Genomic DNA, 24,400 nt, shown 5'->3' on the forward strand with positions numbered 1-24,400 from the left:
GCCGGGTTTTTTCTTCGTTTTCTTCTTGCCTGTGTCCTTCGGCGCCTCGTCGCCGGTCGAAGGACTGTTGAAGCGCGCGCTCGTCGGGCGGGGCTCGGCCGTGTGCTTGCGCTGACGGGCCTGGACGGCCTGTTCGGCGGGCGTGAGCGGTTGTGCGCCTGAGGCGAAGCGCCCCGCATCGAAGGTCGTTGGATTGCGCCGGCCGAGCGCCTCCCGCTCCTGCGACTCTCGGTGGCGTGCCAGCCGACCCGCGCTGCGTTCGTTGCGGCGCGTGGCGTCTTCCGACGCCTTGCGGTCCGCATCGCTGCGCCGGTCGTCCACCTTCACGGTCCGCCCGCCTTCGCACGGCTGGTCGGAGTAGGTGTTGCCGCATCGCCAGGTCTGGGCTGAGGCGCCCATGGAGGCGACGGACATTGCTATTGAAAATATAGCGATTGCCGCTGTGCCTGCGGTCTCCTTGTTCTTCGTCGTCGTTCTTCTTTTTCTCATTTTTTGTTTGCTCTCCCTCCCTGCACTCCCGTGGCCGGCTAGGTGGCGGCAGGCGTCGTGCCTCCGTCGCCGGGCTCCCGCCTCGGCGGCTTGGGCCGCGGCGGTTTGCTCGTGTGAATCATCAGCGTGGCTTTTTCCATCTCGCCGGCCACCAGCGCGGGGGCGGCATGCAGGGTGCGCACGATGGCGTCTTCGATCGCTTCGCGCTGCTCCTTGAGTGGCTTCTTGAGCACCCAGTTGACGACCTCCGACTTCACGCCGGGATGGCCGATGCCCAGGCGCAGGCGCCAGTAGTCGCCGGTGCCGAGCTGGGCGTGGATGTCGCGCAGGCCGTTGTGGCCCGCGTGGCTGCCGCCGAACTTGAGCTTGGCCTGGCCGGGCACCACGTCGAGCTCGTCGTGCACCACGAGGATTTCCTCGGGGGCGATCTTGAAGAAGCGCGCCAGTGCGCCCACCGACTTGCCCGACAGGTTCATGAAGGTCTGCGGCTCCAGCAGCCAGATGCTCTGGCCGCCGATGTTCGCGCGTGCCGCAAGGCCGTGGTAACCGCGCTCGGGCACGAGGTTGAGCTTCCAGTCGCGCGCGAGGGCGTCGATCCACCAGAAGCCGGCGTTGTGGCGCGTGGCTTCGTACTCAGGGCCCGGGTTTCCGAGGCCGACAAACAGCTTGATCATGGCGGGAATTATCTCGCCGCCCCCCAAAGCAAAAGGCCCGCACGAGGCGGGCCTTCTGTTCGCGGACGGAAAGAAAGAGGATTACTTCTTCTTGGCCGTCTTGGCGGCGGGCTTGCCAGCGGCAGCAGCAGCGCCTTCGGCAGCAGCGCCTTCGGCGGCAGGTGCCGGCTCTTCCGAGACCAGCGGCGGCACGGCCGACACGATGACGGGGTTGGTCTTGCCGTGGCTCACGAACTTCACGCCCTTGGGCAGCTTGATGTCGTTGACGTGCAGCGTGGCGTTCTTCTTCAGGCCCGAGAGATCGATCTCGATGAATTCAGGCAGATCGCTCGGCAGGCAGTTGATTTCCAGCTCGGTCATCACGTGGTTCACGAGGTTGTGATCCAGCTTGACAGCGTCGGACTCTTCTTCACCCTTGAAGTGAAGCGGCACCTTCATGTTCATGCGGGTCTTGGCATCGACGCGTTGGAAGTCGATGTGTTGCACCAGCTGACGGAACGGGTGGTATTGCACGTCGCGCAGCAGCACCTTGGTGACGGCGCCGGCGAGGTCCATTTCGAGGATCGACGAGTGGAAGGCTTCCTTCTTCAGGGCGTGCCACAGCGCGTTGTGATCGATTTCGATCAGTTGCGGCTGGGTGTCACCACCGTAGACGATGCCCGGGGTCTTGCCCGTGATGCGGAGACGGCGGCTCGCACCCGTGCCCTGCTTTGCGCGCTCATAAGCGACGAATTTCATATCTAGCTCCTGTGAGAGTCCACCGCGACCAGTGCGACTCCGGTTCAAAAAGGCCTCCGAAGGAGGCCTGCTTTTTCGCTCTCAGCTCAGAACAGGTTGTCCTGGTCCGAGAACAAACTCATCACCGACTCGCCCTTGGCAATGCGCTGGATCGTTTCGGCGATCAGCGGTGCCACGGAGAGCTGGCGGATCTTTCCGCACGCGACGGCCGCGTCGGAAAGAGGGATGGTGTTGGTGACGACCACTTCGTCCAGGGCGGTGCCCTTGGAGAGGCGTTCGATGGCCGGGCCCGAGAAGATCGGGTGCGTGCAGTAGGCGTACACGCTCTTGGCGCCGCGTTCCTTCAGCACTTCGGCCGCTTTGACCAGCGTGCCGGCCGTGTCGATCATGTCGTCCATGATCACGCAGTTGCGGCCGTCGATCTCGCCGATCACGTTCATGACTTCGCTGACGTTGGCCTTCGGGCGGCGCTTGTCGATGATGGCGAGGTCGCAGTTCAGTTGCTTGGCCAGCGCACGGGCGCGCACCACGCCGCCGACGTCGGGCGAGACCACGATCAGGTCTTCGTAGTTCTTCTGGCGCAGGTCGCCCAGCAGCACGGGCGAGGCGTAGATGTTGTCGACCGGAATGTCGAAGAAGCCCTGGATCTGGTCGGCGTGCAGGTCCATGGTGAGCACGCGCTCGACGCCCACGGTTTCCAGCAGGTTGGCGACCACCTTGGCCGAGATCGGCACGCGGCTCGAACGCGGGCGGCGGTCCTGGCGGGCGTAGCCGAAATAGGGAATCACGGCACTGATCCGCTCGGCCGAGGCGCGCTTGAGCGCGTCGACCATGATCAGCAGTTCCATCAGGTTTTCGTTGGTCGGCGCGCAGGTCGACTGCACCACGAACACGTCACGGGCACGAACGTTCTGGTTGATCTCGACGGTGACTTCGCCGTCGGAGAAGCGACCGACGCGTGCGGCGCCCAGCGAGGTGCCGAGGTTGTGCGCGATTTCTGCAGCAAGGCCGGGATTGGCGTTGCCGGTGAAAACCAAAAAGTCAGGGTGATTGGCCTGCATGAGCGCGTCCGGGCAGTGCAAATGGGCTTGCGGGAAAGCCGCCAAAGGTTTCGAGTCGTGGCGGCCTGTGTGGGCCGCCGATTATTGCAGCCGGTGGACTGCAAAAGAAGCACTGCGGCCATCAGGCCGCAGTTTGAGAGATTTGGCAGGGGAGAAAGGATTCGAACCTTTGCATGCTGGAATCAAAATCCAGTGCCTTAACCAGCTTGGCGACTCCCCTACACAGGTTGATGGTTTGCACCACCCACCGATATATGTCGCATCGAACCGCAGAGCGTTCCGATTATCTCTTCAGGCTGCCCATCCCCAGAGTGGATGAACTGCCAGATTGTCGCATTGTCGAACCTGCCATCCCCGGGGGGCTTCGAGCAGTTCCGCTTCCTGCGGCAATTGCGGCATCTTCGCGAACACCGAACTTCCGGAGCCGGTCATCCGGGCCTTCAATCCTTGCAGTCCGAGCCATTCGATGGCGTCGGTGACTGCGGGGCAAAGCCGTTGGGCAACCGGCTGCAGGTCGTTGTGACCGAAGTCGTAAACCCCGTTGCCGAGGTTTGTGGCTTCTAGCTGTTCGCTATCTGCAGCAAAGCCTGAGATTATAGCAACAGGAGTTGCCCGTTCCAAATCATCCGCAGAAAAAATTAATCGGGTATCGAGTCCCACGGGTGGCTTGGCCACCACGAAGCGTGCCGGCGGCAGGTTCACGGGGGTGATTTCCTCGCCGATGCCCTCGACCCAGGCGTTGCGTCCGCCGAGGAAGAAAGGCACATCCGCACCCAGCTTCAGCCCGATCTGCGCCAGGCGCGACAGCGGCAGGTTCAGGTTCCAGAGGCGGTTGAGCGCGAGCAGGCAGGTGGCCGCGTCCGACGACCCGCCGCCCATGCCCGCCTGCGCCGGCACATGCTTGGCAATGCCGATGTGCGCGCCCTGGCCCGGCGCGGCGTGCGCCTGCAGCGCGCGGGCGGCGCGCAGCACGAGGTCGTCGGCCGGCAGCGGCGTGGTGAGGTCTTCGCGGCTGAGCTGACCATCGTGGCGCAGCTCGACGTGCAGCGTGTCGCACCAGTCGATCAGCATGAAGACCGACTGCAGCAGGTGGTAGCCGTCGTCGCGCCGCCCGGTGATGTGCAGGAACAGGTTCAGCTTGGCCGGCGCGGGAAGGTCGTAGATCGCCTTCATGAGCGTTCGAACACGATGCGCAGGTCTGCCCGGGGCGCCGGGGATTCGCGGGTGGCTTGCAGGCGGCCGTTCGACAGCTGGCCCAGGTCGGCGCGCCAGCCGGGCACGGGGTCGGCGCGGCCGTCGAGCCAGCCGAACAGGGCGCCCACCGGAATGGCGGCGCCGGTGGCGGCTTCGATCAGTGCGTCGACGGAGTCGTAACGGCGGGTCTCGCTGCCGTTCTTCAGCAGGGCTTCACCCGGCGCCCAGTGCAACTGGGCCAGCGTGCTGCCGATGGGCGTGGTCAGCGTCAGGTCGCCGGTTTCGGCCGAGCCGCGCAGCTCGAACAGTGCGGCAAAGGTCTGGACCGGTTCGCTGTCGATGCGCAGCGACATGCGCCCGCTCCAGCTGGCCGAACGTCCGGGCGCGGCAGCGGTGCCGCCCGAGAGCTGGGCGCAGCCCGCGAGCCACAGCAGCAGTGCACCGCCGCCCGCGCCGAGCGCCGCGCGGCGGGTGAAGGACCCATCGCCTCGCGCGGGAGCCGTGTGCGTGATCGATGCCATTCAGGGTTTGACGCGCAGGCGCTTGAGGGTTTCCTGCAGCGTCTCGTTTTCGGCGTCCGTCAGCAGCGATTCTTTCCAGATCGCGACCGCGCGGTCCTTCTGGCCGACCGACCACAGGACTTCGCCGAAATGCGCGCCGATCTCGGGGTCGGGCCGCGTCTTGTAGGCTGCCTCGAGGATGCGGATCGCCTCCGCCGTGTTGCCGAGCCGGAACTCGACCCAGCCCAGGCTGTCGGCAATGAACGGGTCTTCGGGCGCGAGCTGCACTGCCTTCTGGATGAGCGTGCGGGCCTCGTCGAGCCGGATCTTGCGATCGGCAAAGGAGTAGCCCAGCGCGTTGTACGCGTTCTGGCTCTCGGGCTTGAGCGTCATCAGGCGGCGCAGCAGCCGCTCCATGTCGTCCAGGCGGTTGAGCTTCTCGGCCATCATGGCCTGGTCGTAGACGAGGTCGCCGTCGTCCGGCGCGGCGGCCGAGGCCTGGGCCAGCAGGTCGTAGGCGGCCTGGTATTGCTTGGCTTCGCGCAGCAGCTGGGTTTCGGCCAGCAGTTTCTGCTTGCGTTCCTCCGCCGTGCGCTCGGGCAGCGCGCGCAGCAGCTCGCGGGCCTGGGGCAGCTTGCCCTGCTTCGCGAGCAGGCTGGCGCGGCGGCCCTGGATGGCGCTTTGGTTGTCAGAGCTGTCGATGCGCGTGATCCAGCGGTCGGCCGCCTGGAAATCCTTGCGCCGCTCGGCCAGCTGCGAGAGCACGAGATACGCCTGCGTCAGCCCGCGCTTGCGGTCGGCGACGTCGCCGGCGTCCTGGCTCTGGCCTGGTGCCGTCATCAGGTCGACGTAGCGCTTGAGCGAGGTTTCGGCCGCCGCTTCCTGTCGGGCCTGCATCTGCAGGCTGCCGAGCAGCAGCCAGGGCTCCGCCAGCTCGGGGCGCGCGGCGGTCAGGGTCTGCAGCTGCGTGCTGGCGTCGCCGAAGCGGCGGTTCTCGACCAGCGTGCGTGCGTACGCGATGCGCAGGTCGGGCGAGGCCTTGGGGTTGTTGGCGAGGTAGCGCGTGACGATCGGCTCGGCCAGCGGCTGGCCCGGGTCGATGAGCTCGAGTGCCAGCGCCGAGGGTGCCTCGGACGACGGGTCGATGGCCTGCCCCTTGCGCGCGGCGTCCAGCGCCCCCGAGGGGTCGCCAGCGTTCAGGCGCAGCCGGCCCACGGTGGCCCAGGCCAGTCCGCCGGTCGTGGGGCTCTTGAGTTCGTCGACCAGTGCCTGCTCGACCACCGAGGCGGCCAGCTTCTTGTCGGCGGCGCGGCCGTAGGTGCGCGCGATCACCGCCATCAGCAGGGGCCGTTCGATCTGCGAGGTGGCGGCCACTTCGGCGCGCAGCGGTTCGACGGTTTCGCTGATGCGGTTCAGCGCGATCAGGATCTGCAGCTCGATGCGCCGGGCATCGCGCGAATTGGGCAAGGCTTCCTGCCAGGCGCGCGCCGCGGAGATCGCGGCGTCGCCGGAGCGCGACTGCAGCGCGATTTCGACCGCGCGCTGGAACAGCTTGCCGTCGCGCAGGCGTCGGGCCGCGTCGAGCACGAGCGAATAGCCGGAGCCGGGGTCGCCGGAGCGGGCGGTGATCTCGCCCATGAGAATTTCATAGAACAGGTCGGCCGTCAGCGCCGACGGCTGCGCGGCTTCGGCGGCCGGCTTGGTGGCCGCAGGGGTCGTCCGGGGGCGCACCGGTGGCTTCGGCGGCGCCGTGCGCTCGATGACGGGAGGCGGGTTGCCGGCGGCGGTGGGTTCGAGAGACTGTGCGTGCGTTGTGTAGGCAAGCAGCACGAGAGACGCGGCCGCCGCAAGGCGGTGACGGCGGGGCGATGGGTTCATCTGACCATAATAATCCAGCCATTTGAACGAGCGCCGCATGGGGCTTCGTCGCTGCCGGAGTTTTACTTTTCATGCCTGAACTACCCGAAGTCGAAGTCACCCGGCGCGGCTTTGCCGATCGCATCGCCGGCGCGCGCATCGAGTCCGTGCGCATCGGCAAGCCGCTGCGCTGGGCGCTGATGGTGGTGCCGCAGGCGCTGGTCGGACGCCGCGTGCGCGAGGTGCGCCGCCGCGGCAAGTACCTGCTCATCGACCTGGACCGCGGGCTGCTGCTGCTGCACCTGGGCATGTCGGGCAGCCTGCGCTTCGACATCCACCTGCCGGAGCCCGGCGTGCACGACCACTTCGATCTGGTCACCGAACTCGGGACCCTGCGGCTGAACGACCCGCGCCGCTTCGGCGCGGTGGTCTACGTGGACGACGAAGAGGCGCCCTGGGCGCTGAAGCTGCTCGGCGGGCTGGGCATGGAGCCGCTGGGCGATGCCTTCGACCTCGACGCCTTCCATGCTGGACTGAAGAAACGCCGCACGGCCATCAAGCAGGTGCTGCTCGCGGGCGACGTGGTGGTGGGCGTGGGCAACATCTACGCGTCGGAGGCGCTGTTCATCGCCGGTATCCGCCCGACCCTGTCGGCGGCGCGCATCAGCCGGCCGCGCGCCGCGAAGCTGCATGCGGCGGTGCGCGACATCCTGGCGCGGGCGGTGGAGAAGGGCGGCAGCACCTTGCGCGACTTCTCGAACGTGGATGGGCAAAGCGGCTACTTCCAGCTCGAAGCGACCGTCTACGGGCGCACGGGCGAGCCGTGCCGTGTGTGCGGCACGCCGATCCGGCAGCTGAAACAGGGGCAGCGCTCTACTTATTACTGCCCCCATTGCCAGAAATCCTAGGGACGGTGGGCCCCGTGGCGGCTGCTTCGGGGCAAACTCCTGTTGGTACCCCGTTCGCCATGTGGCGATGTTATATTTGTAAATTCTTACTTACATCTTCCCCTTGAGCCGCTCTTTCAACCAACAGCTCGATCAGCACGGCGCCTGGCGGAGCAACTTCGCACGCCGCCTTCAGTGGCTGTCCCGTTGGCTGACCGACAACGAGCTGCTCGACCAGGCCGTGGCCGAACGGCTGCGCGCACTCGAAGACCAGATCCGCACCAGCAAGGTCATGGTGGCCTTCGTGGCCGAGTTCTCGCGCGGCAAGTCGGAACTGATCAACGCGATTTTCTTCGCCGGCTACGGTCGACGGATCATGCCGGCCAGCGCCGGGCGCACCACGATGTGCCCGACCGAGCTGGGTTACGACGCCGCCCTGGCGCCCAAGCTGCGCCTGCTGCCCATCGAAACCCGCCTGGAACCGCATTCGCTCGCCCACTGGCGCGAGCGGCCCACGCGTTGGACCGAGCTGCCCATCGAGGTGGGTGACGCCGAGCAATTGGCCCGGGCCATGGGCAAGGTGGCCGAAGTCCGATGGGTGAGCAAGGACGAAGCCCGCGCGCTCGGCTTCTGGAACCCTGAGACGCCCGACGACAACCCGGTGCAGGACGCCGAAGGCCGCGTCGAGATTCCGCGCTGGCGCCATGCGGTGCTCAACATGCCGCACCCGCTGCTCGAGCAGGGCCTCGTGATTCTCGACACGCCCGGCCTGAACGCGATCGGCGCCGAGCCCGAACTCACCGTGAGCCTGATCCCGCAGGCGCATGCCGTGGTCTTCATCCTGGGCGCTGAAACCGGCGTGACCCGCTCCGACCTGTCGATCTGGCGCGAGCACCTGATCACCGGCGACGACAGCCACGACACGCGCTTCGTGGTGCTCAACAAGATCGACACGCTGTGGGACACGCTGAGCACCCCGGCGCAGATCGCGCAACAGATCGAACGCCAGCGCGAAGGCGCGGCCCGGCTGCTCGAAGTGCCGCTGGCGCAGGTGCTGCCGGTGTCCGCGCAGAAGGGCCTGCAGGCCAAGATCGGCCACGACGCGGCCCTGCTCGACGCCAGCCGGCTGCCGGCCCTCGAGGCGCTGCTCGGCGAAGGCGTGCTCGGCAAGCGCGAGACCATGCTGCGACTGGCGGTCGATGCCGGCATGACCGCGCTGCGCACCGAGGCCGAGCGCCTGCTGAAGGTGCGCCAGCGCGACCTGTCGGAACAGGCGCTGGAGCTGCAGGGCCTGCGCGGCAAGAACGTGTCGGTGATCCGCCATATGCGTGCGCGCATCGACCAGGAACATGCTGAATTCGAGGGCAGCAACACCCGCATCCTGGCGCTGCGCTCGGTGCAGGGCAAGCTGCTGCGCGAGGTCTACGCTGTGCTCGGGCGCACGGCGCTCAAGGCCGACATGGTCAAGCTGGCCGCGGCGCTCAAGCGCCCCGGCGTCAAGTTCAACGTGCGCAAGGTGTACGGCGAGACCTTCGATGCGCTGCGCAACAACCTGCGCGAAGTGCAGGCGACGACGGCCGAGATCCAGTCGATGCTGCACGCCACCTTCCGCCAGCTCAACGCCGAGCAGGGCTTCACGCTGCAGGCGCCGGCCGAGCCCGACCTCAGCGGCTTCGAGCAGGAGCTGGGCCAGATCGAGCGCAGCCACATCCACTACCTGGGCGTGGGCAACCTGATCAAGCTCGCGCAGGCCGACTTCTGCGACAAGCTGGTGCGCGCGCTGGCCAGCCGGCTGCGGCTCGTCAACGAAGCCGCCATGACCGAGGTCGAGCGCTGGAGCAAGGGCGCGAGCGCGCAGATCGATGCGCAGCTCAAGGAGCGCCGCCGCAACTTCAGCAAGCGCATCGAGGCGATCGAGCGCATCCAGAACGCCGCGGGCAGCCTCGACGACCGGCTGGCCGAGATCGCCGCGCAAGAAAGCCACCTGGCCGCGCTGCAGGAGCGGCTGCACGAGTTCACCTCGCTGATCGTGCAGCACGGCAGCCAGCCGCCTGTCGCGGCTGCCGCCATCGCGGGCGAGCAACTGCGTGCGGCCTGAGCGCAACGCCGCGCGGGCGGCTGTTTCCACTTCCGTGTCGCTGCCCCCCGATTTCGCCGCACAGATCGTGCGCTGGCAGCGCAGCCACGGTCGCAGCGAACTGCCGTGGCAGAACACGCGCGATCCGTACCGCGTCTGGCTCTCGGAGGTGATGCTCCAGCAGACCCAGGTCACGACCGTGCTGGGCTACTTCGCGCGCTTTCTCGAGCGCTTCCCCGACGTGGCGGCGCTGGCCGCCGGCACCGAGGACGAGGTGTTCGGCCTGTGGAGCGGCCTGGGCTACTACAGCCGCGCGCGCAACATGCACCGCTGCGCGCAGGAGGTGGTCGCGCGCTTCGGCGGCGCCTTTCCGCACACCGCCGCCGAACTCGTGACCCTGCCCGGCATCGGGCGCTCCACGGCGGCCGCGATTGCGGCCTTCTGTTTCGGCGAGCGCGTGGCCATCCTCGACGGCAACGTGAAGCGCGTGCTGACGCGCGTGCTCGGCTTCGACGGCGACATGTCGTCGGCAGCGCAGGAGCGCGCGCTGTGGGACCTCGCCACGCAGCTGCTGCCGCCGGACGGCCAGCGCGAGGCGGTGGCGCACTACACACAGGGCCTGATGGACCTGGGCGCCACGGTCTGCCTGCCGCGCAAGCCCAGCTGCATGATCTGCCCGGTGAACGCCAGCTGCGTGGCCCTGCGCCAGGGCGCGCCCGAGCGCTACCCGGTGAAGACGCGCAAGCTCAAGCGCAGCGCCCAGTCGCTGTGGGTGCTGCTGGCGCGCGATGCCCAAGGGCGCGTGTGGCTGGAGAAGCGGCCCGCCAAGGGCATCTGGGCGGGGCTGCATTGCCTGCCGGTGTTCGACAGCCACGACGACCTGCTCGCGGCCCTGCCGTCGGGCGCGGCGCACGACACGCAGGAACTGCCACCCTTCGTGCACGTGCTGACCCACAAGGACCTGCACCTGCACCCCGTGCTGCTCCAGGGCGTCCAGCCGCAAGGCGAGGGCGCGCGCTGGGTCGAGGCGCAGGAGTGGAGCCGGCTGGGGCTTCCCGCCCCGATGCGCAAGCTGCTGGAAACCGCCGAGGCCTGAACGGCCTCCGCCCTCAGGCGTCGAGTTCGCGGTGGCGCTTGAGCGCCCCCCAGCGGGCACCGAAGGCGCGTGCCAGTTGCTCGACCAGGAACACCGACCGGTGCTGCCCGCCCGTGCAGCCGATGGCCACCGTCACGTAGCTGCGGTGGTCACGCGCCAGCGCGTCGAGCCAGTGCGTCAGGAACTGCTCGATGTCGTCGAACATGCGCGCCACGTCGTCGTGCTCGCGCAGCCATTCGATCACCGGCTCGTCGCGCCCCGTGAGTGCGCGCAGCGCCGGCACGTAGTGCGGGTTGGGCAGCATGCGCACGTCGAACACATAGTCGGCATCGAGCGGCACGCCGCGCTTGAAGGCGAACGATTCGAACACCAGCGTCAGCGCGTTCTGCGGCGCCGAGATCAGCCCCTTGATGTAGCTCTGGAGCTGCGCGGGGCGGATGAGGCTGGTGTCGATCACGTCGGCACCGTCGCGCAGGTCGGCCAGCAGCTCGCGTTCGAGTTCGATGGCCTGCACCAGCACGCGGTGCTGCTCGGGCACGTCGGTGCGGCTTTCCTGGCGCGAGAGCGGGTGGCGTCGGCGCGTTTCCGAATAGCGGCGCAGGAGCGCATCGGTGGTCGCGTCGAGGAACAGCGAGCGCAGCGAGACGCCGTCGGCGCGCAGTGCCTCGAGCTGTTGCGGCACGATCGGCAGCGATACGCCGCTGCGCACGTCCATCGCGATCGCCACGCGCGTGGCCTGCTGCTCGTGCTGCAGGGCGATGAAGGCCGTGAGCAGTTCGGGCGGCAGGTTGTCGACGCAGTAGTAGCCGGCGTCTTCCAGCGCGTGCAGCGCCACCGACTTGCCGGAGCCCGACATGCCGGTGATGAGGACGAGGTCGAGATTCATGTTCATGGGGCGGTCGCCGGCGTCTTGTGGCCCAGCATTTCGCGCGCGTGGGCCAGCGAGGTGGCCGACACCTTTTCACCGCCCAGCATGCGGGCGATTTCGCGCGCGCGGTCGTCGGCGGCGAGGCGCGACACGCCGCTTTCGGTGCGCGGGCCGTCCGTGCCGGCCGCTGTCGTCTGGCGCTTGGCGACCACGAGGTGGTGGTCGGCGCAGGCCGCCACTTGGGGAAGATGGGTCACGGCGAGCACCTGACGGTCGCGGCCGAGCTGCTTCATGAGGCGGCCCACGGTCTCGGCGACGGCGCCGCCGACGCCTGCATCGACCTCGTCGAAGATCAGCGTCTGCGCGGCGCCCAGTTCGCTGGTCGTCACGGCGATGGCCAGTGCGATGCGCGAGAGTTCGCCGCCCGAGGCCACCTTGCCGATGGCGCGCGGCGTGCTGCCGGCGTGGCCGGCCACCAGGAACGAGATTTCTTCGAGGCCGGCGCGGCCGGGCTGTGCCAGCGGCTGCAGTTCGACGTCGAAACGCCCGCCTTGCATGCCCAGGCCCTGCATCGCCTGCGTGACGGCCTGGGCCAGGCGCGGTGCCGCCTGCTTGCGGATCTTGCCGAGCGCCTTGGCTTCCTTCATGTAGGCCTGCTGGGTGTTCTGCTCGGCGCGCTCCAGACCTTCGAGGTCGCTTTGCGCGTCGAGCGCCTGCAGCTCGGCCTGCCAGCCGGCCAGCAGCGCGGGCAGCTCGGCCGGCGTGCGCTTGTAGCGGCGCGCGAGCGACATCCACAGGCCCATGCGCTCGTCGAGTTCGGCGAGGGTCTTGGGATCGGTGTCGGTGTCGCGCAGGTAGCCGTGCAGCGAGTGGGCCGCGTCCGAGGCCTGCGCCACGCAGGAGGCCAGCACCTCGCCCAGCGTGCGGAACTCGGGCTCGATGTGCTCGCAGTTCTGCAGCAGCGTCGCGGCACGCGAGAGGGCGGCGAGGGCGCCGTTGTCGTCGTCTTCGAGCGCCTGGCTCGCGCCCTGTGCGGCGTCGATGAGCGCCTGCGCGTTCGAGATGCGTGAATGGTGGGCCGAGAGCTCGTCCCATTCGTCGGCGCCCGGCGCCAGCTTGGCGACTTCGGAAATCTGCCACTGCAGCCGCTCGCGCTCGCGTTGCAGCGAGTCTTGCGCCGAGCGTGCGTGCTCGAGCGCCGAGAGCGCCTGGCGCCAGCTCTGCCAGGCGGCGTCGAGCGCGTCGGTGCGCGCGCCCGCGTAGGCGTCGAGCAGGCCGCGCACGGCCTCGGGGCGGGTCAGGCTCTGCCAAGCGTGCTGGCCGTGGATGTCGAGCAGGCGATCGCCGAGTTCGCGCAGCTGCGTGGCGGTGGCGGGGCTGCCGTTGATCCAGCCGCGGCTGCGTCCCTGCAGGTCGACCGTGCGGCGCAGCAGCAGGCCATCGCCCGCCTCGAAGCCGCCTTCGTCGAGCCAGCCGGCCAGGGCCGGGTCGGCGTCGAACTCGGCGCTCACGTCGAGCCGCTCGGCGCCTTCGCGCACGGCACCGGCGTCGGCGCGGTTGCCCAGCGCCAGCTGCAGCGCGTCGATCAGGATGGACTTGCCGGCGCCGGTTTCCCCGGTCAGCACCGTGAAGCCGGCGGACAGGTCGAGTTCAAGGGACCGCACGATCACGAAGTCGCGCAGTGCGATGCGTCGCAAAGCCATCTCAGTTCGTCCTCAAGCTGGGGGCGTGGTCCTTCATTCAGGAGCCCCCTTCGTTCCAATGGAGTTTTTTCCGCAGCGTGTCGAAGTAGCTCCAGCCGCGCGGGTGCAGGAAGCGCACCCGGAAGTCGGAGCGACGCACCACCACGCGGTCGCCGATGGCGAGCGAGGCAAGCGACTGCATGTCGAAATTGGCGCTGGCGTCGCGACCGCTCACCAGCTCGATCACGATCTCGTCGGCGTCGGGCAGCAGCACGGGGCGGTTCGACAGCGTGTGCGGCGCGATCGGAACCATCACCCAGCCCGGCACCGCCGGATGCAGCAGCGGCCCTCCGGCCGACAGCGCATAGGCCGTCGAGCCTGTGGGCGACGCGATGATCAGCCCGTCGGCGCGCTGGTTGGCCACGAAATGGCGGCCCACCGACACGCGCATCTCGACCATGCCCGATGTGGCGCCGCGGTTGACCACCACGTCGTTCATCGCGAGTGCATCGAACACGACGGCCTCGTCGCGAAGCACCTGCGCGTGCATCAGGCTGCGGTGGTCTTCTTCGTATTCGCCGGCCAGCATGGGGATCAGCGTGGCCTGGTAGTTGTCCAGCGGGATGTCGGTGATGAAGCCGAGCCGGCCGCGGTTGATGCCGATGAGCGGGATGCCGTAGCACGCGAGCTGCCGGCCGATGCCGAGCATGGTGCCGTCACCGCCGACCACGAGGCCGAGGTCGCAGCGCTGGCCGATTTCCTCGACCGACAGCGCCTGGTAGCGCGGGTGCGGCGGCGCGTCGGTGTCCTCGCAGGACGAACGTTCCACGAACACCGTGCAACCCTGCGATTCGAGGAAGGCGCCGATGCCCTCCATCACGCCGTCGCGCGCATCGGCTTGCGCCCGGGCGCCGGAAGCCTGGTATTTGCCGATCAGGGCGACGTGACGAAAGCGTGAGGTCATAGCTCACAAATTACAACACTAAAATCTTGCAATGCTGGACGACCGTGCCAAGTTGCTGTTGAAGACGCTGGTCGAGCGTTACATCGCCGATGGGCAACCCGTCGGATCGCGCACGCTCTCGCGTTCGGCGGGGCTCGATCTCTCGCCTGCGACCATCCGCAACGTCATGTCCGACCTCGAGGCGCTGGGGCTCATCGCCAGCCCCCACACCTCGGCCGGACGCGTGCCGACCACGCGCGGCTACCGGCTCTTCGTCGACACCATGCTGACCGCGCAGCGCGAGCAGATGAGCACGCCGAGCCTGGCGGCCGACCAGCCGCAGAAGGTGATCGCCAACGCCGCGCACCTGCTGTCGAACCTGTCGCAGTTCGTGGGCGTCGTGATGGCGCCGCGGCGCGTCTCGGTGTTCAAGCAGATCGAGTTCTTGCGGTTGTCGGAGCGGCGGCTGCTGGTGATCATCGTCTCGCCCGACGGCGACGTGCAGAACCGCGTGATCTTCCCGGAATCCGACTACTCGCAGTCGCAGCTGGTCGAGGCCTCGAACTACATCAACGCGCACTTCGCGGGCCTGACGATCGAGCAGGTGCGTGATCGCCTGCAGTCCGAGGTCGAAAAGCTGCGGGGCGAAATCGCCGCGCTGATGCAGGCCGCGGTGCAGGTCAGCTCCGAAGTGCTCACCGACGCCCAGGCCGACGACGTCGTGATCTCCGGCGAGCGCAACTTGCTGTCGGTGACCGATTTTTCCAGCGACATGGGGCAGCTGCGGCGCGCCTTCGATCTTTTTGAAGAGAAGGCGCAGCTGATGCGGCTGCTCGACGTATCGAGCAAGGCCGAAGGCGTGCGCATCTTCATCGGCGGCGAAAGCCAGGTCGTGCCCTTCGAGGAGTTGTCCATCGTCAGCGCCAATTACGAGGTGGACGGCCAGGTGGTCGGCACGCTGGGCGTGATCGGCCCGACCCGCATGCCGTACGACCGCATGATCCAGATCGTCGACATCACGTCGCGGCTGGTGAGCAACGCGCTGAGCCACCGCAAGTAAGCGGCCGCGCGCGGCGCATAGAATCGGGCCCGCGTGGGCCGTTAGCTCAGTTGGTTAGAGCAGCGGACTCATAATCCGTTGGTCGAGTGTTCAAGCCACTCACGGCCTACCACCACACATTCCCCCTCTGTAGACACTCAGACGAAGGCCGCATTGCGCGGCCTTTTTCCTTGCGGTTGCGAGGGCGCGAGCGAGGCCTGCGGCTGCCGCCGATTTCACCTACGGCAAACACAGGATTCCTTCAGGTTGCAATGCAACATCGAAGGCAGAATGCACCATTTGAGTGCAAATGTAACGAGCCGGGTGATCCCTGCGCACGCCGCACTGCGATTCCCGATGGCCATGACCCCGCTTTTCAAGCTCCTGCTTCCGATGTCCCTGCTCGCGCTCGCTGCATGCGGCGCCAAGCAGGCTTCCACCACCGATGACGCGCCGCCCGAAGTCGGCGTGGTGGCGCTGCACGCCAGCGACGTGGCTGTGCACACCGAGCTCGCGGGCCGCACGGCCGCCTACCGCGTCTCCGAGGTGCGGCCGCAGGTCAACGGCATCGTGCGCAAGCGGCTGTTTGAAGAGGGCGGCATGGTCCGCGCAGGCCAGGTGCTGTACGAGATCGAGCCCGGCCCGTTCGAGGCCGCGCACGAGCAGGCGCAGGCCGCGCTGGCCACGTCGCAGGCCACCATCGCCAGCCTGCGCGGCAAGGCCGATCGCTTCGGCGAACTGGTCAAGGCCAATGCCGTGAGCAGGCAGGAGCACGAAGAGGCGCAGGCCGCGCTGGTGCAGGCGCAAGCCGGCGTGAAGGCCGCGCAGGCGGCCGTGAAGGCGGCGCGCATCAACCTCGACTTCACCCGCATCACCGCGCCCATCGCGGGACGCATCGGCCGCTCCGCCGTGACCGAAGGCGCGCTCGTGGCGCCGGGCCAGGCGATGGCGCTGGCCACGATCCAGCGGTTCGACCCGATCTACGTCGACGTCGTGCAATCGAGCCTGGCGTTGACGAAGCTCAAGCGCCGCTTCATCTCGGGCGACATGGCGCCGGCCAGTACCCAGGTTCGCCTGCGCATGGAAGACGGCTTGCCTTACTCGCATGCCGGCACGCTGAAGTTCTCCGAAGTGGCCGTCGACGAGGCCACCGGCTCGGTCACGCTGCGCGCGGAATTCCCGAACCCGCAAGGGCTGCTGCTGCCCGGCATGTACGTGCGCGCGCAGGTTGAATCCGGCGTGGAGCGGCAGGCCATCCTGGCGCCGCAGCGCGGCGTGGCCCGCAACGAGAAGGGTGAGCCGACCGCGCTGGTGGTGGCGGCCGACAACAAGGTCGAGCTGCGCGCGCTCGAAGTGCGCAGCACCGAGGGCGAGCACTGGGTCGTGACCCGGGGCCTGCGCGAGGGCGACCGCCTGGTGGTCGACGGCCTGCAGCGCGCGCGCCCGGGCGAAAAAGTGAAGCCGGTGCCGGTGTCCACGGCGGGCGCATCGTCCGCCGCCGCGCCTTCTCCGGCCGATTGACGAGAAACCGCAACCTCCCGTGATCGCTCATTTCTTCATCCAGCGGCCCGTCTTCGCCTGGGTCATTGCCATCCTCATCATGCTGGCTGGCGGCGTGGCCATTCGCACGTTGCCGGTGTCGCAGTACCCGGACATCGCGCCGCCGACCGTGGTCGTGTCGGCCAACTACCCCGGCGCCTCGGCGCAGGCGGTGGAGAACAGCGTCACGCAGGTGCTCGAGCAGCAGCTCAAGGGCATCGACGGCCTCATGTACTTCAAGTCGACCAGCAGCGCCGCCGGTTGGGCCGAGATCAACGTCACCTTCCGCCAGGGCATCGACCCCGACACCGCGCAGGTGCAGGTGCAGAACAAGGTCAGCCAGGCCACCAGCCGGCTGCCGCAGGCGGTGCAGCAGCAGGGCGTGACGGTCGCCAAGTCGCAGAACAACTTCCTGTTGATCGTGGCGCTCTACGACGAGACCGGCCAGCGCACCGACACCGACATCGCCGACTGGATGGCCAGCAACCTGCGCGACCCGATCAGCCGCGTCGACGGCGTGGGCTCGGTGCAGGCCTTCGGCGCGGCGTACGCCATGCGCATCTGGCTCGACCCGCACCGGCTGGCCAGCTACCAGCTGATGCCGTCCGACGTCACGGCCGCCATCACCGCGCAGAACACGCAGGTGTCGGTGGGCGAGATCGGCGCGCGGCCGTCGGCGCCCACGCAGCACCTGAACGCCACCGTCACCGCGATGTCGCGGCTGCAGACGCCTGACCAGTTCAAGGCCATCGTGCTCAAGACGCAGGCCGACGGCGCCGTGGTGCGGCTGGGCGACGTGGCGCGCGTGGAGATCGGCAGCGAGTCGTATGCCGAGACCACGCGCCTGAACGGCCACCCGGCCGCGGGCTCGGCCGTGATGCTGGCGCCCGGCGCCAACGCGCTGACCACGGCCCGCGCGGTGAAGGAGCGCATCGCCGAGCTCGAACGCTCGCTGCCCGCGGGCCTGCGCGTGGCCTATGCGGAAGACACCACGCGCTTCGTCAAGATCTCGATCCAGTCGGTCATCCGCACGCTGCTGGAGGCCATCGCGCTGGTGGTGGTCGTGATGTTCCTCTTCCTGCAGAACTGGCGCGCCACGGTGATCCCCGCGATCACCGTGCCGGTGGTGCTGCTGGGCACCTTCGGCGTGCTGGCGGCCTTCGGCTATTCGATCAACGTGCTCACGCTGTTCGGCATGGTGCTGGCCATCGGCCTGCTGGTGGACGACGCGATCGTGGTGGTGGAGAACGTCGAGCGCGTCATGCACGAAGAGGGGCTCGATGCGAAGGCCGCCACGATCAAATCGATGAAGGAGATCACCGGCGCGCTGGTCGGCATCGCGGTGGTGGTGTCGGCGGTGTTCCTGCCCATGGCCTTCTTCGGCGGCTCGGTGGGTGTGATCTACCGGCAGTTCTCGGTGACCATCATCGCGTCGATGGTGCTGTCGGTGGTGGTGGCCATCGTGCTCATCCCGGCGCTGTGCGCGCGCTTCCTGAAGGCCGGCGTGCCGCCGCGCACGCGCGGCTTCCTGGGCGCCTTCAACCGCCGCTTCGACGCCGCGCAGGGTCGCTACGTGGGCGTGCTGGGCCGCATCCTGCGCAAGCCGCTGCGCTTCACGGCGGTGTATGTCGCCATCGTGGCCGGCATGGGCCTGCTGTACCTGAGCCTGCCCGGCGGCTTCCTGCCGGAAGAGGACCAGGGCAGCGTGATGGTGATCGCGACGCTGCCGGCCGGCGCCACCTCGGGCCGCACCGACGAAGTGAACCGCGCCATCGAAAAGCACTTTCTCGAGACCGAGAAGGACACGACCGACACCATCTTCACGCTCACCGGCTGGAGCTACAGCGGCTCCGGGCAGAACATGGGCATGGCGTTTGTCTCGCTGAAGGATTGGTCCGAACGCGCCAGTGCGGACAAGCGTGCGCACGCCATCGTCGAGCGTGCCGGCAAGGCGCTGGCCAAGCAGCAGCGCGACGCCGAGGTCTTCGGCATGGTGCCGCCGCCCATCGAAGGGCTGGGCGAATCGAACGGCTTCGAGTTCTGGCTGCAGGACACCTCGGGCATGGGCGCCGAGCGGCTGTTGCAGGCGCGCGAGAAGCTGGTGCGCGAGGCCAACAAGGACCCGCGCCTGCAGTCGGTGCGTGCCAACAGCGTGGCCGGCACGCCGCAGTTGCAGGTCGACATCGACCAGCTGAAGGCCTCGGCGCTGCGGCTGTCGCTGGACGACGTGAACACCACGCTGGGCATTGCCTGGGGTGGCAGCTACGTCAACGACTTCATCGACCGCGGCCGTGTGAAGCGCGTGTACGTGCAGGCCGATGCGCCGTACCGCTCCGCGCCGGACGACATCGGCCAGTGGTTCGTGCGCGGCAGCACGGGCGCGATGACGCCGTTCTCGGCCTTTGCCACCACGCGCTGGTCGCAGGGCGCGTCGCAGCTGGAGCGCTACAACGGCCTGCCCGCGGTGCAGATCCAGGGCGCGGCCGCGCAGGGCACCAGCTCGGGCACGGCCATGGCGGCCATCGAGACCCTCGCGAAGAAGCAGAGCGGCACGGGCCAGGCCTGGAGCGGCCTGTCGTACCAGGAGCGGCTGTCGGGCGGGCAGGCGCCGCTGCTGTTCGCGCTGTCGATCCTCGTGGTGTTCCTGTGCCTGGCGGCGCTGTACGAGAGCTGGTCGGTGCCGGTGTCGGTGATGCTGGTGATTCCGCTGGGCGTGCTCGGCGCGGTGATCGCGGCGGCGCTGCGCGGGTTGTCGAACGACATATACTTCCAGGTCGGCCTGCTCGCGACCATCGGCCTGTCGGCCAAGAACGCGATCCTGATCATCGAGTTTGCGGAAGCCGCGCTGCGCCGTGGCGTGCCGCTGCTTGAGGCGGTGGCTGAAGGCGCACGCCTGCGGTTGCGGCCAATCCTGATGACTTCGCTGGCCTTCCTGGCAGGCGTGATCCCGCTGGCGGTGGCCACCGGTGCGGGCTCGGGCAGCCAGGTCGCGATCGGCACCGGCGTGTTCGGCGGCGTGCTCGCGGCGACGGCGCTGGGCATCTTCTTCGTGCCGCTGTTCTACCTGCTGGTGAAGCGCGTGGCCGCACGGCTGATGGGGCGCAAGGTGGGCGGTGAACAGGTGGCCTGAGGCCGTCGCATCACAAGGCCGTGAAGCTTTTTTGAAGGCCTCGCCGGAACAGCGCTTTCGGCGGGGTAGAATTCAAGGCTGCGCGGCTGTAGCTCAGTTGGATAGAGTACTTGGCTACGAACCAAGGGGTCGTGGGTTCAATTCCTGCCAGCCGCACCATCTCTCGAATAGCCTGGAAGAGTTTCTCTTCCAGGCTATTTTCGTTTGGGGCCCTCACAGAGGGTTTCGCTGCCCGCATTCGCTGCGCGGCAGGCGCCCACAAAAAAAGCCGCCCGAGGGCGGCTTTTTGACGTCGATACGAACAACTGCCAGGCCGGGCCCGTGCAGCGTCGCACCATGCGTCTTACTTCTTCTTGGCGACGGCCTTCTTGGCGGGAGCCTTGGCGACGACTGCCTTCGTGACAGCAGCCTTGGTGACAGCGGCCTTCTTCGGAGCGGCGGCTTTCTTGGCAGCGGGAGCAGCAGCGGCCTTTTCAGCCTTGCGCTTGGCGGCCTTGGGGTCGATGGCGGCCTTGAAGGCAGCGCCGGCGACGAACTTCGGCACCTTGGTGGCGGCGATCTTGATCTTGGTGCCGGCCTGGGGGTTGAAGCCCGAGCGTGCAGCGCGTGCGACTTGCTTGAAAGTACCGAAGCCGACCAGCTGGACCGAATCGCCCTTCTTCACGGCAGCGACGACGCTGCTGGTGATCGTTTCGAGGACGCGTGCGGCCTCGGCCTTGCTCAGGTTGTGGGTGGTGGCGATCTTCTCGACCAGTTCGATGCGGTTCATTCAGTATTCCTTGGATGGTATGGCGCCGTGTTGCCTACGGCGGCCCAGGCTTATTCCGGGCGGGGCGGAGTGTACCGGGTCGGAAGGGCCTCTTTGGAACGGCACGGGCCGGATGCGTTGCAACAAGCCCCATTGCAGGCTGCCGTCGTCCGTATTTTCAGCTTTCGATCACAAAGGTTGGGACGGGCGAAAAAACACGCTATAATCGAAAGCTGTGCGGCTGTAGCTCAGTTGGATAGAGTACTTGGCTACGAACCAAGGGGTCGTGGGTTCAATTCCTGCCAGCCGCACCACTCTTCAAGGGTTAGCTCGTTTTTCGAGCTAACCCTTTTTCTTTGGCCGGTCATTGCACCGTGCCCGCATCAACGGCGCGTCGGTCGCGCGTCCTTCCAGAGGCCGGCCCGCCTGGCCCTGGCTTCCTCCTCTGCGAATTCGTACTGCCCGCGCTCCTGGGGTGACAGGCGTTGCGCCTGCGCGGGCTGCCAGTGTGCCAATCCGACGGTCAGCAGTGCCAGGCCTGCGTCGAGCGTTCGTGGGCCATGGGGTGCCGAATCCGGCGTCACCATCACGCGGCAGATGCGCTCGCGGGCATGGGATGTGGACGCGTCGCAGTCGACGTCCGCCGGCTTCAGGCGAACCATGTCGTGCATCTTCTGCCGGGCCTGCTCGGCGAAGGGCTGCCCCGGCTTCGGCGCCTCGATGCCCTGCAGGCGCACGCGGCGCCATGCACTGGCGCTGGCCGCGTCGCCGCAGCGGGCGGTGAGGGTGTCGCCGCTGTGGATGCTCACGACGAAGCAGGTCTGCGTCCTGGCGTGGGTGTCCACGGGAAGAAAGCCCAGTGCGGCAGCAAGGACCGCGAGAGCGTACAAATGAAGCCCCGCCGAGGCATGGCGACGGCAGGGGAAATGTCCGGTGGCGATCACGGGGGGCTCCTGTCTCCTGGGCATGGCGGTTGCGGCAAACTCACCGGCTTGTAGGGCGCGGCAAGGGCGCCCAGTATTTCCGATTTGAAGGGCTCTGCATTGAACAAGGCATTCACCAAGGAGTCGGACGCCGATGCGGACGACGACGATGACGGCGCAGGCGGCGCCGCACCCGCGCTGCCGGCGGGCAGCAAGAACTACATCACGCCCGAGGGCTACGCGCGCCTGCGCGACGAGCTGCTGCAGCTGATGGACGAGGAGCGCCCCAAGGTCGTCGAGGCCGTGCACTGGGCCGCGAAGAACGGCGACCGCTCCGAGAACGGCGACTACCTCTACGGCAAGAAGCGCCTGCGCGAGATCGACCGGCGCATCCGCTTCCTCGGCAAGCGGCTCGAGATCGCGGAGATCACCGATCCGTCGGTGCACCATGGCCGCGACCAGGTCTTCTTCGGCGCCACAGTCCGCTACGCCGACGAAACCGGCGAGGAGCGCAGCGTCACGATCCTCGGCATCGACGAGGCCGAGAGCGCCAAGTCGGAGGTCAGCTGGATCTCGCCGATCGCGCGTGCGCTGCTCAAGGCGCGCGAAGGCGACGTGGTGAAGCTCGTGACGCCTGGCGGGGCGCACGAGGTGGAGATCCTGTCGGTGAGCTATCCGGCGCCGCGCACGCCGGCGAACTGACGAAGAAGGTCAGGGCGCCGGAATCGTCCGTGCCGCGGTCAGCACCGACGCGGTCCGGCGCGCGGCGCGCAGCACGGCATCGAGGTGCGTGCGGTCTCGCACCGCGATCACGAAGCGCAGGTCGGTCGAGTCCTGCGGGGTCTCGTCGGCCATTTCCACGTGCGTGATGTCGGCCTCGGCATCGGCCAGGGTGGCCGCCACGCGGGCCAGCACACCCTTGTCGTTGCGCACGGTGATGACCACGCCGGTCTCGAAAGCACGCGTGGGCTCGTCGGCCCATTCGACGGCGAAGAAGCGCTCGCTGTCCTTGTTGCGCAGGCGCTGGCCCACGCCGCAATCGTCGGTGTGCACCACCAGCCCTTCGCCGTGCCCGAGATAGCCGACGATCTGGTCACCGGGAATGGGCCGGCAGCACTGCGCAAAGCGCACGGAAGAGTTCTCGCTGCCGTCGAGCGTCACCGCGCCTTGCGACACGGCCTCGTGCGACGTGAAGCGCTCGCGGCTCAGGAGCAGGGCGTCGGGGCGCTCGCCGATCTCGGCCAGCAGCGCCATGAGCCGCTTGGCGACGATGCTCGCGATGCGCTTGCCCAGGCCGATGTCGGTCAGCAGCTCGGCGCGGGTGCGGTTGCCGGTGAAGCGCAGCAGCTTCTCCCACAGCGCCTGGTGTTCGTCGTCTTCCTCGGGCAGCTTGCCCAGGCCTTCGGCGCGCAGCGCCTGCGCCAGCAGTTTCTCGCCCAGGCCTTCGGACTCGGCATGCGCCAGCGTCTTCAGGTAGTGACGGATCTTGGAGCGTGCCCGGCCGGTGCGCACGAAGCCCAGCCACGCGGGGTTGGGTGTGGACACGGGCGCGGTGATCACTTCGACCACATCACCGTTCTTCAGCTCGGTGCGCAGCGGCACCTGGTCGCCGTTGATGCGCGCGGCCGAGGTGTGGTCGCCGATGTTGCTGTGGATGGCATACGCGAAGTCGACCACCGTGGCGCCGCGCGGCAGCGCCATGATCTGGCTCTTGGGCGTGAAGACGTAGACGGCGTCGGGGAACAGGTCGACCTTGACGTGGTCCCAGAACTCGGCGGCGTCGCGTGTCTCGTCCTGGATGTCGAGCAGCGACTGCAGCCACTTGGTGCCCAGCCGGTCGTTGCTTGCGGCATTGGGCTCGGCAGCCTTGTAGAGCCAGTGCGCGGCGACGCCCGATTCGGCCACGACGTGCATGGCCTCGGTGCGCAGCTGGAACTCCACGCTCACGCCGGCAGGGCCCACCAGCGTGGTGTGCAGCGACTGGTAGCCGTTGAGCTTGGCGATCGCGATGTGGTCCTTGAACTTGCCCGGCAGCGGCTTGTACATCTGGTGCAGGATGCCCAGGCCGGTGTAGCAGGCGATCACGTTCGGCACGATGAGCCGGAAGCCGTAGATGTCGGTGACCTGCGCGAAGCTCAGGTGCTTTTCTTCCATCTTGCGGTAGATGGAATAGAGCGTTTTCTCGCGGCCCGCGATGCGCAGCGTCATGCTGGCGGCGGAGAAGGCCGTCTCGACCTCTTTCTGCACCTTCTGGATCAGGTCGCGTCGTCGTCCGCGGGCCTTGGCGACGGCCTTGGCCAGCGTGGCGTAGCGCCAGGGCTTGAGGTGCCGGAACGACAGGTCCTGCAGCTCGCGGTAGGTCTGGTTCAGGCCCAGCCGGTGCGCGATGGGCGCGTAGATCTCGAGCGTTTCACGCGAGATGCGGGCCCACTTTTCGCGCGGCGCATCGGCCAGCGTGCGCATGTTGTGCGTGCGGTCGGCCAGCTTGACCAGGATGACGCGCACATCGCGCGCCATGGCCAGCAGCATCTTGCGGAAGGACTCGGCCTGGTTTTCTTCGCGCGTGTTGAACTGCAGCTTGTCGAGCTTGGTGAGCCCGTCGACCAGCTCGGCAACCGGGGCGCCGAAGCGCTCGATGAGTTCCGGCTTGGTGACCCCGCAGTCTTCGATGGCATCGTGCAGCAGCGCGGCCATGAGCGCCTGGGCGTCGAGCTTCCATTCGGCGCACTGCGCCGCCACGGCGATGGGGTGGGTGATGTACGGCTCGCCGCTGTTGCGCAACTGCCCGAGGTGGGCCTCGTCGGCGAAGCGGTAGGCCCGGCGAACCAGCTCGGTGTCTTCGGGGCTGAGGTAGTCGAGGCGGGCCGTCAGCGCGGCAAAACTCGCGGCGGCCGCGTTCAGCGCCGCCGGACTCGGTTTCGGCGTGGGGGACGGAGGTTTGGCGACCGCGCTCAT

19 protein-coding genes, 4 tRNA genes and 1 pseudogene are annotated in these 24,400 nt (G+C 67.9%); 10 read left to right on the forward strand and 14 right to left on the reverse strand.

The genetic code is table 11. From position 1 onward, the window contains the following. The 8 genes and pseudogenes from VBO01S_RS16125 to VBO01S_RS16160 all read right to left on the reverse strand — a co-directional run. Window positions 1–327 (reverse strand): annotated as a pseudogene (locus VBO01S_RS16125) (hypothetical protein); the annotation flags it as partial. Window positions 328–527: 200 nt separating this feature from the next. After that, complete coding sequence (gene pth / locus VBO01S_RS16130) at window positions 528–1,163, reverse strand: aminoacyl-tRNA hydrolase (RefSeq protein WP_062476271.1); 636 nt, start codon at window positions 1,161–1,163, stop codon at window positions 528–530. Between the two features lie 81 nt (window positions 1,164–1,244). Beyond that, window positions 1,245–1,901 (reverse strand): 50S ribosomal protein L25/general stress protein Ctc, encoded by a 657-nt coding sequence (locus VBO01S_RS16135; RefSeq protein WP_062476274.1) that lies wholly within the window; start codon window positions 1,899–1,901, stop codon window positions 1,245–1,247. Window positions 1,902–1,987: 86 nt separating this feature from the next. Further along, window positions 1,988–2,962, reverse strand: a complete 975-nt coding sequence (locus VBO01S_RS16140; protein WP_062476346.1) for a ribose-phosphate pyrophosphokinase — start codon at window positions 2,960–2,962, stop codon at window positions 1,988–1,990. A gap of 143 nt (window positions 2,963–3,105) precedes the next feature. Further along, window positions 3,106–3,182 (reverse strand) — tRNA-Gln (locus VBO01S_RS16145). Window positions 3,183–3,253: 71 nt separating this feature from the next. Continuing rightward, complete coding sequence (gene ispE / locus VBO01S_RS16150; protein ID WP_062476277.1) at window positions 3,254–4,135, reverse strand: 4-(cytidine 5'-diphospho)-2-C-methyl-D-erythritol kinase; 882 nt, start codon at window positions 4,133–4,135, stop codon at window positions 3,254–3,256. Then, entirely contained in the window at window positions 4,132–4,677 is a 546-nt protein-coding gene (locus VBO01S_RS16155; protein ID WP_157627377.1) for a lipoprotein insertase outer membrane protein LolB, read from the reverse strand. The genes ispE and VBO01S_RS16155 overlap by 4 nt, the downstream gene beginning before the upstream one ends. Then, complete coding sequence (locus tag VBO01S_RS16160; RefSeq protein ID WP_062476350.1) at window positions 4,678–6,534, reverse strand: tetratricopeptide repeat protein; 1,857 nt, start codon at window positions 6,532–6,534, stop codon at window positions 4,678–4,680. A 71-nt stretch (window positions 6,535–6,605) separates the two neighbouring features. Between VBO01S_RS16160 and mutM the strand changes: the two genes are divergently transcribed. The 3 genes from mutM (at window position 6,606) to mutY (ending at window position 10,573) form a co-directional block, all read left to right on the forward strand. Next, complete coding sequence (mutM, locus tag VBO01S_RS16165; protein WP_062476280.1) at window positions 6,606–7,421, forward strand: bifunctional DNA-formamidopyrimidine glycosylase/DNA-(apurinic or apyrimidinic site) lyase; 816 nt, start codon at window positions 6,606–6,608, stop codon at window positions 7,419–7,421. A 103-nt stretch (window positions 7,422–7,524) separates the two neighbouring features. Further along, the gene (locus tag VBO01S_RS16170) at window positions 7,525–9,498 is read left to right on the forward strand and encodes a dynamin family protein (protein WP_062476283.1); all 1,974 of its coding nucleotides are present in this window, start codon (window positions 7,525–7,527) and stop codon (window positions 9,496–9,498) included. A 40-nt stretch (window positions 9,499–9,538) separates the two neighbouring features. Beyond that, a complete protein-coding gene (gene mutY, locus VBO01S_RS16175; RefSeq protein WP_174543670.1) occupies window positions 9,539–10,573 on the forward strand; it encodes an A/G-specific adenine glycosylase in 1,035 nt (344 codons plus the stop codon). Window positions 10,574–10,586: 13 nt separating this feature from the next. Here mutY and rapZ read toward each other — a convergent pair whose 3' ends face one another. The 3 genes from rapZ to VBO01S_RS16190 are packed head-to-tail and all read right to left on the reverse strand — an operon-like array spanning window position 10,587 to window position 14,087. Then, window positions 10,587–11,459 (reverse strand): RNase adapter RapZ, encoded by an 873-nt coding sequence (rapZ, locus tag VBO01S_RS16180; protein WP_062476353.1) that lies wholly within the window; start codon window positions 11,457–11,459, stop codon window positions 10,587–10,589. A gap of 2 nt (window positions 11,460–11,461) precedes the next feature. Beyond that, a complete protein-coding gene (gene recN / locus VBO01S_RS16185; RefSeq protein WP_062476288.1) occupies window positions 11,462–13,144 on the reverse strand; it encodes a DNA repair protein RecN in 1,683 nt (560 codons plus the stop codon). A 37-nt stretch (window positions 13,145–13,181) separates the two neighbouring features. Beyond that, complete coding sequence (locus VBO01S_RS16190) at window positions 13,182–14,087, reverse strand: NAD kinase (protein ID WP_062476290.1); 906 nt, start codon at window positions 14,085–14,087, stop codon at window positions 13,182–13,184. Window positions 14,088–14,118: 31 nt separating this feature from the next. Here VBO01S_RS16190 and hrcA point away from each other — a divergent pair, with 31 nt between their 5' ends. The 5 genes from hrcA to VBO01S_RS16215 all read left to right on the forward strand — a co-directional run bounded on the left by hrcA (window position 14,119) and on the right by VBO01S_RS16215 (window position 19,933). Next, entirely contained in the window at window positions 14,119–15,126 is a 1,008-nt protein-coding gene (gene hrcA / locus VBO01S_RS16195) for a heat-inducible transcriptional repressor HrcA (RefSeq protein ID WP_062476292.1), read from the forward strand. 35 nt (window positions 15,127–15,161) lie between these two features. Further along, window positions 15,162–15,238 (forward strand) — tRNA-Ile (locus tag VBO01S_RS16200). A 260-nt stretch (window positions 15,239–15,498) separates the two neighbouring features. Then, window positions 15,499–16,626, forward strand: coding sequence for an efflux RND transporter periplasmic adaptor subunit (locus tag VBO01S_RS16205; RefSeq protein ID WP_255221131.1), 1,128 nt, complete (start codon window positions 15,499–15,501; stop codon window positions 16,624–16,626). Between the two features lie 19 nt (window positions 16,627–16,645). Next, complete coding sequence (locus tag VBO01S_RS16210; RefSeq protein WP_062476295.1) at window positions 16,646–19,774, forward strand: efflux RND transporter permease subunit; 3,129 nt, start codon at window positions 16,646–16,648, stop codon at window positions 19,772–19,774. A gap of 82 nt (window positions 19,775–19,856) precedes the next feature. Further along, window positions 19,857–19,933: transfer RNA gene (locus VBO01S_RS16215), tRNA-Arg, on the forward strand. A 184-nt stretch (window positions 19,934–20,117) separates the two neighbouring features. Here the strand turns inward: VBO01S_RS16215 and VBO01S_RS16220 are convergent. Continuing rightward, on the reverse strand, window positions 20,118–20,543 hold the full coding sequence (locus VBO01S_RS16220; RefSeq protein ID WP_062476298.1) for an HU family DNA-binding protein: 426 nt from the start codon (window positions 20,541–20,543) through the stop codon (window positions 20,118–20,120). A 216-nt stretch (window positions 20,544–20,759) separates the two neighbouring features. Here VBO01S_RS16220 and VBO01S_RS16225 point away from each other — a divergent pair. Continuing rightward, a tRNA-Arg gene (locus VBO01S_RS16225) sits at window positions 20,760–20,836 on the forward strand. Between the two features lie 69 nt (window positions 20,837–20,905). Here the strand turns inward: VBO01S_RS16225 and VBO01S_RS16230 are convergent. After that, on the reverse strand, window positions 20,906–21,466 hold the full coding sequence (locus VBO01S_RS16230) for a thermonuclease family protein (protein ID WP_255221132.1): 561 nt from the start codon (window positions 21,464–21,466) through the stop codon (window positions 20,906–20,908). A 99-nt stretch (window positions 21,467–21,565) separates the two neighbouring features. Here VBO01S_RS16230 and greB point away from each other — a divergent pair, with 99 nt between their 5' ends. Next, complete coding sequence (gene greB / locus VBO01S_RS16235) at window positions 21,566–22,147, forward strand: transcription elongation factor GreB (protein ID WP_062476302.1); 582 nt, start codon at window positions 21,566–21,568, stop codon at window positions 22,145–22,147. Between the two features lie 9 nt (window positions 22,148–22,156). Here the strand turns inward: greB and VBO01S_RS16240 are convergent, their stop codons facing one another. Beyond that, window positions 22,157–24,400 (reverse strand): RelA/SpoT family protein, encoded by a 2,244-nt coding sequence (locus VBO01S_RS16240; protein WP_062476305.1) that lies wholly within the window; start codon window positions 24,398–24,400, stop codon window positions 22,157–22,159.

Source organism: Variovorax boronicumulans NBRC 103145, from assembly GCF_001591345.1.
Taxonomy (GTDB): domain Bacteria; phylum Pseudomonadota; class Gammaproteobacteria; order Burkholderiales; family Burkholderiaceae_C; genus Variovorax; species Variovorax boronicumulans.

Bases quoted from the DNA above. Each gene is read 5' to 3' on its own strand.
- VBO01S_RS16140 (WP_062476346.1), bottom strand. From the start codon at position 2,962: ATGCAGGCCAATCACCCTGACTTTTTGGTTTTCACCGGCAACGCCAAT.
- VBO01S_RS16240 (WP_062476305.1), bottom strand. From the start codon at position 24,400: ATGAGCGCGGTCGCCAAACCTCCGTCCCCCACGCCGAAACCGAGTCCG.
- VBO01S_RS16190 (WP_062476290.1), bottom strand. From the start codon at position 14,087: ATGACCTCACGCTTTCGTCACGTCGCCCTGATCGGCAAATACCAGGCT.
- hrcA (WP_062476292.1), top strand. From the start codon at position 14,119: ATGCTGGACGACCGTGCCAAGTTGCTGTTGAAGACGCTGGTCGAGCGT.
- ispE (WP_062476277.1), bottom strand. From the start codon at position 4,135: ATGAAGGCGATCTACGACCTTCCCGCGCCGGCCAAGCTGAACCTGTTC.
- mutM (WP_062476280.1), top strand. From the start codon at position 6,606: ATGCCTGAACTACCCGAAGTCGAAGTCACCCGGCGCGGCTTTGCCGAT.
- VBO01S_RS16155 (WP_157627377.1), bottom strand. From the start codon at position 4,677: ATGGCATCGATCACGCACACGGCTCCCGCGCGAGGCGATGGGTCCTTC.
- VBO01S_RS16135 (WP_062476274.1), bottom strand. From the start codon at position 1,901: ATGAAATTCGTCGCTTATGAGCGCGCAAAGCAGGGCACGGGTGCGAGC.
- pth (WP_062476271.1), bottom strand. From the start codon at position 1,163: ATGATCAAGCTGTTTGTCGGCCTCGGAAACCCGGGCCCTGAGTACGAA.
- recN (WP_062476288.1), bottom strand. From the start codon at position 13,144: ATGGCTTTGCGACGCATCGCACTGCGCGACTTCGTGATCGTGCGGTCC.
- VBO01S_RS16160 (WP_062476350.1), bottom strand. From the start codon at position 6,534: ATGAACCCATCGCCCCGCCGTCACCGCCTTGCGGCGGCCGCGTCTCTC.
- VBO01S_RS16205 (WP_255221131.1), top strand. From the start codon at position 15,499: ATGTCCCTGCTCGCGCTCGCTGCATGCGGCGCCAAGCAGGCTTCCACC.
- rapZ (WP_062476353.1), bottom strand. From the start codon at position 11,459: ATGAATCTCGACCTCGTCCTCATCACCGGCATGTCGGGCTCCGGCAAG.
- VBO01S_RS16220 (WP_062476298.1), bottom strand. From the start codon at position 20,543: ATGAACCGCATCGAACTGGTCGAGAAGATCGCCACCACCCACAACCTG.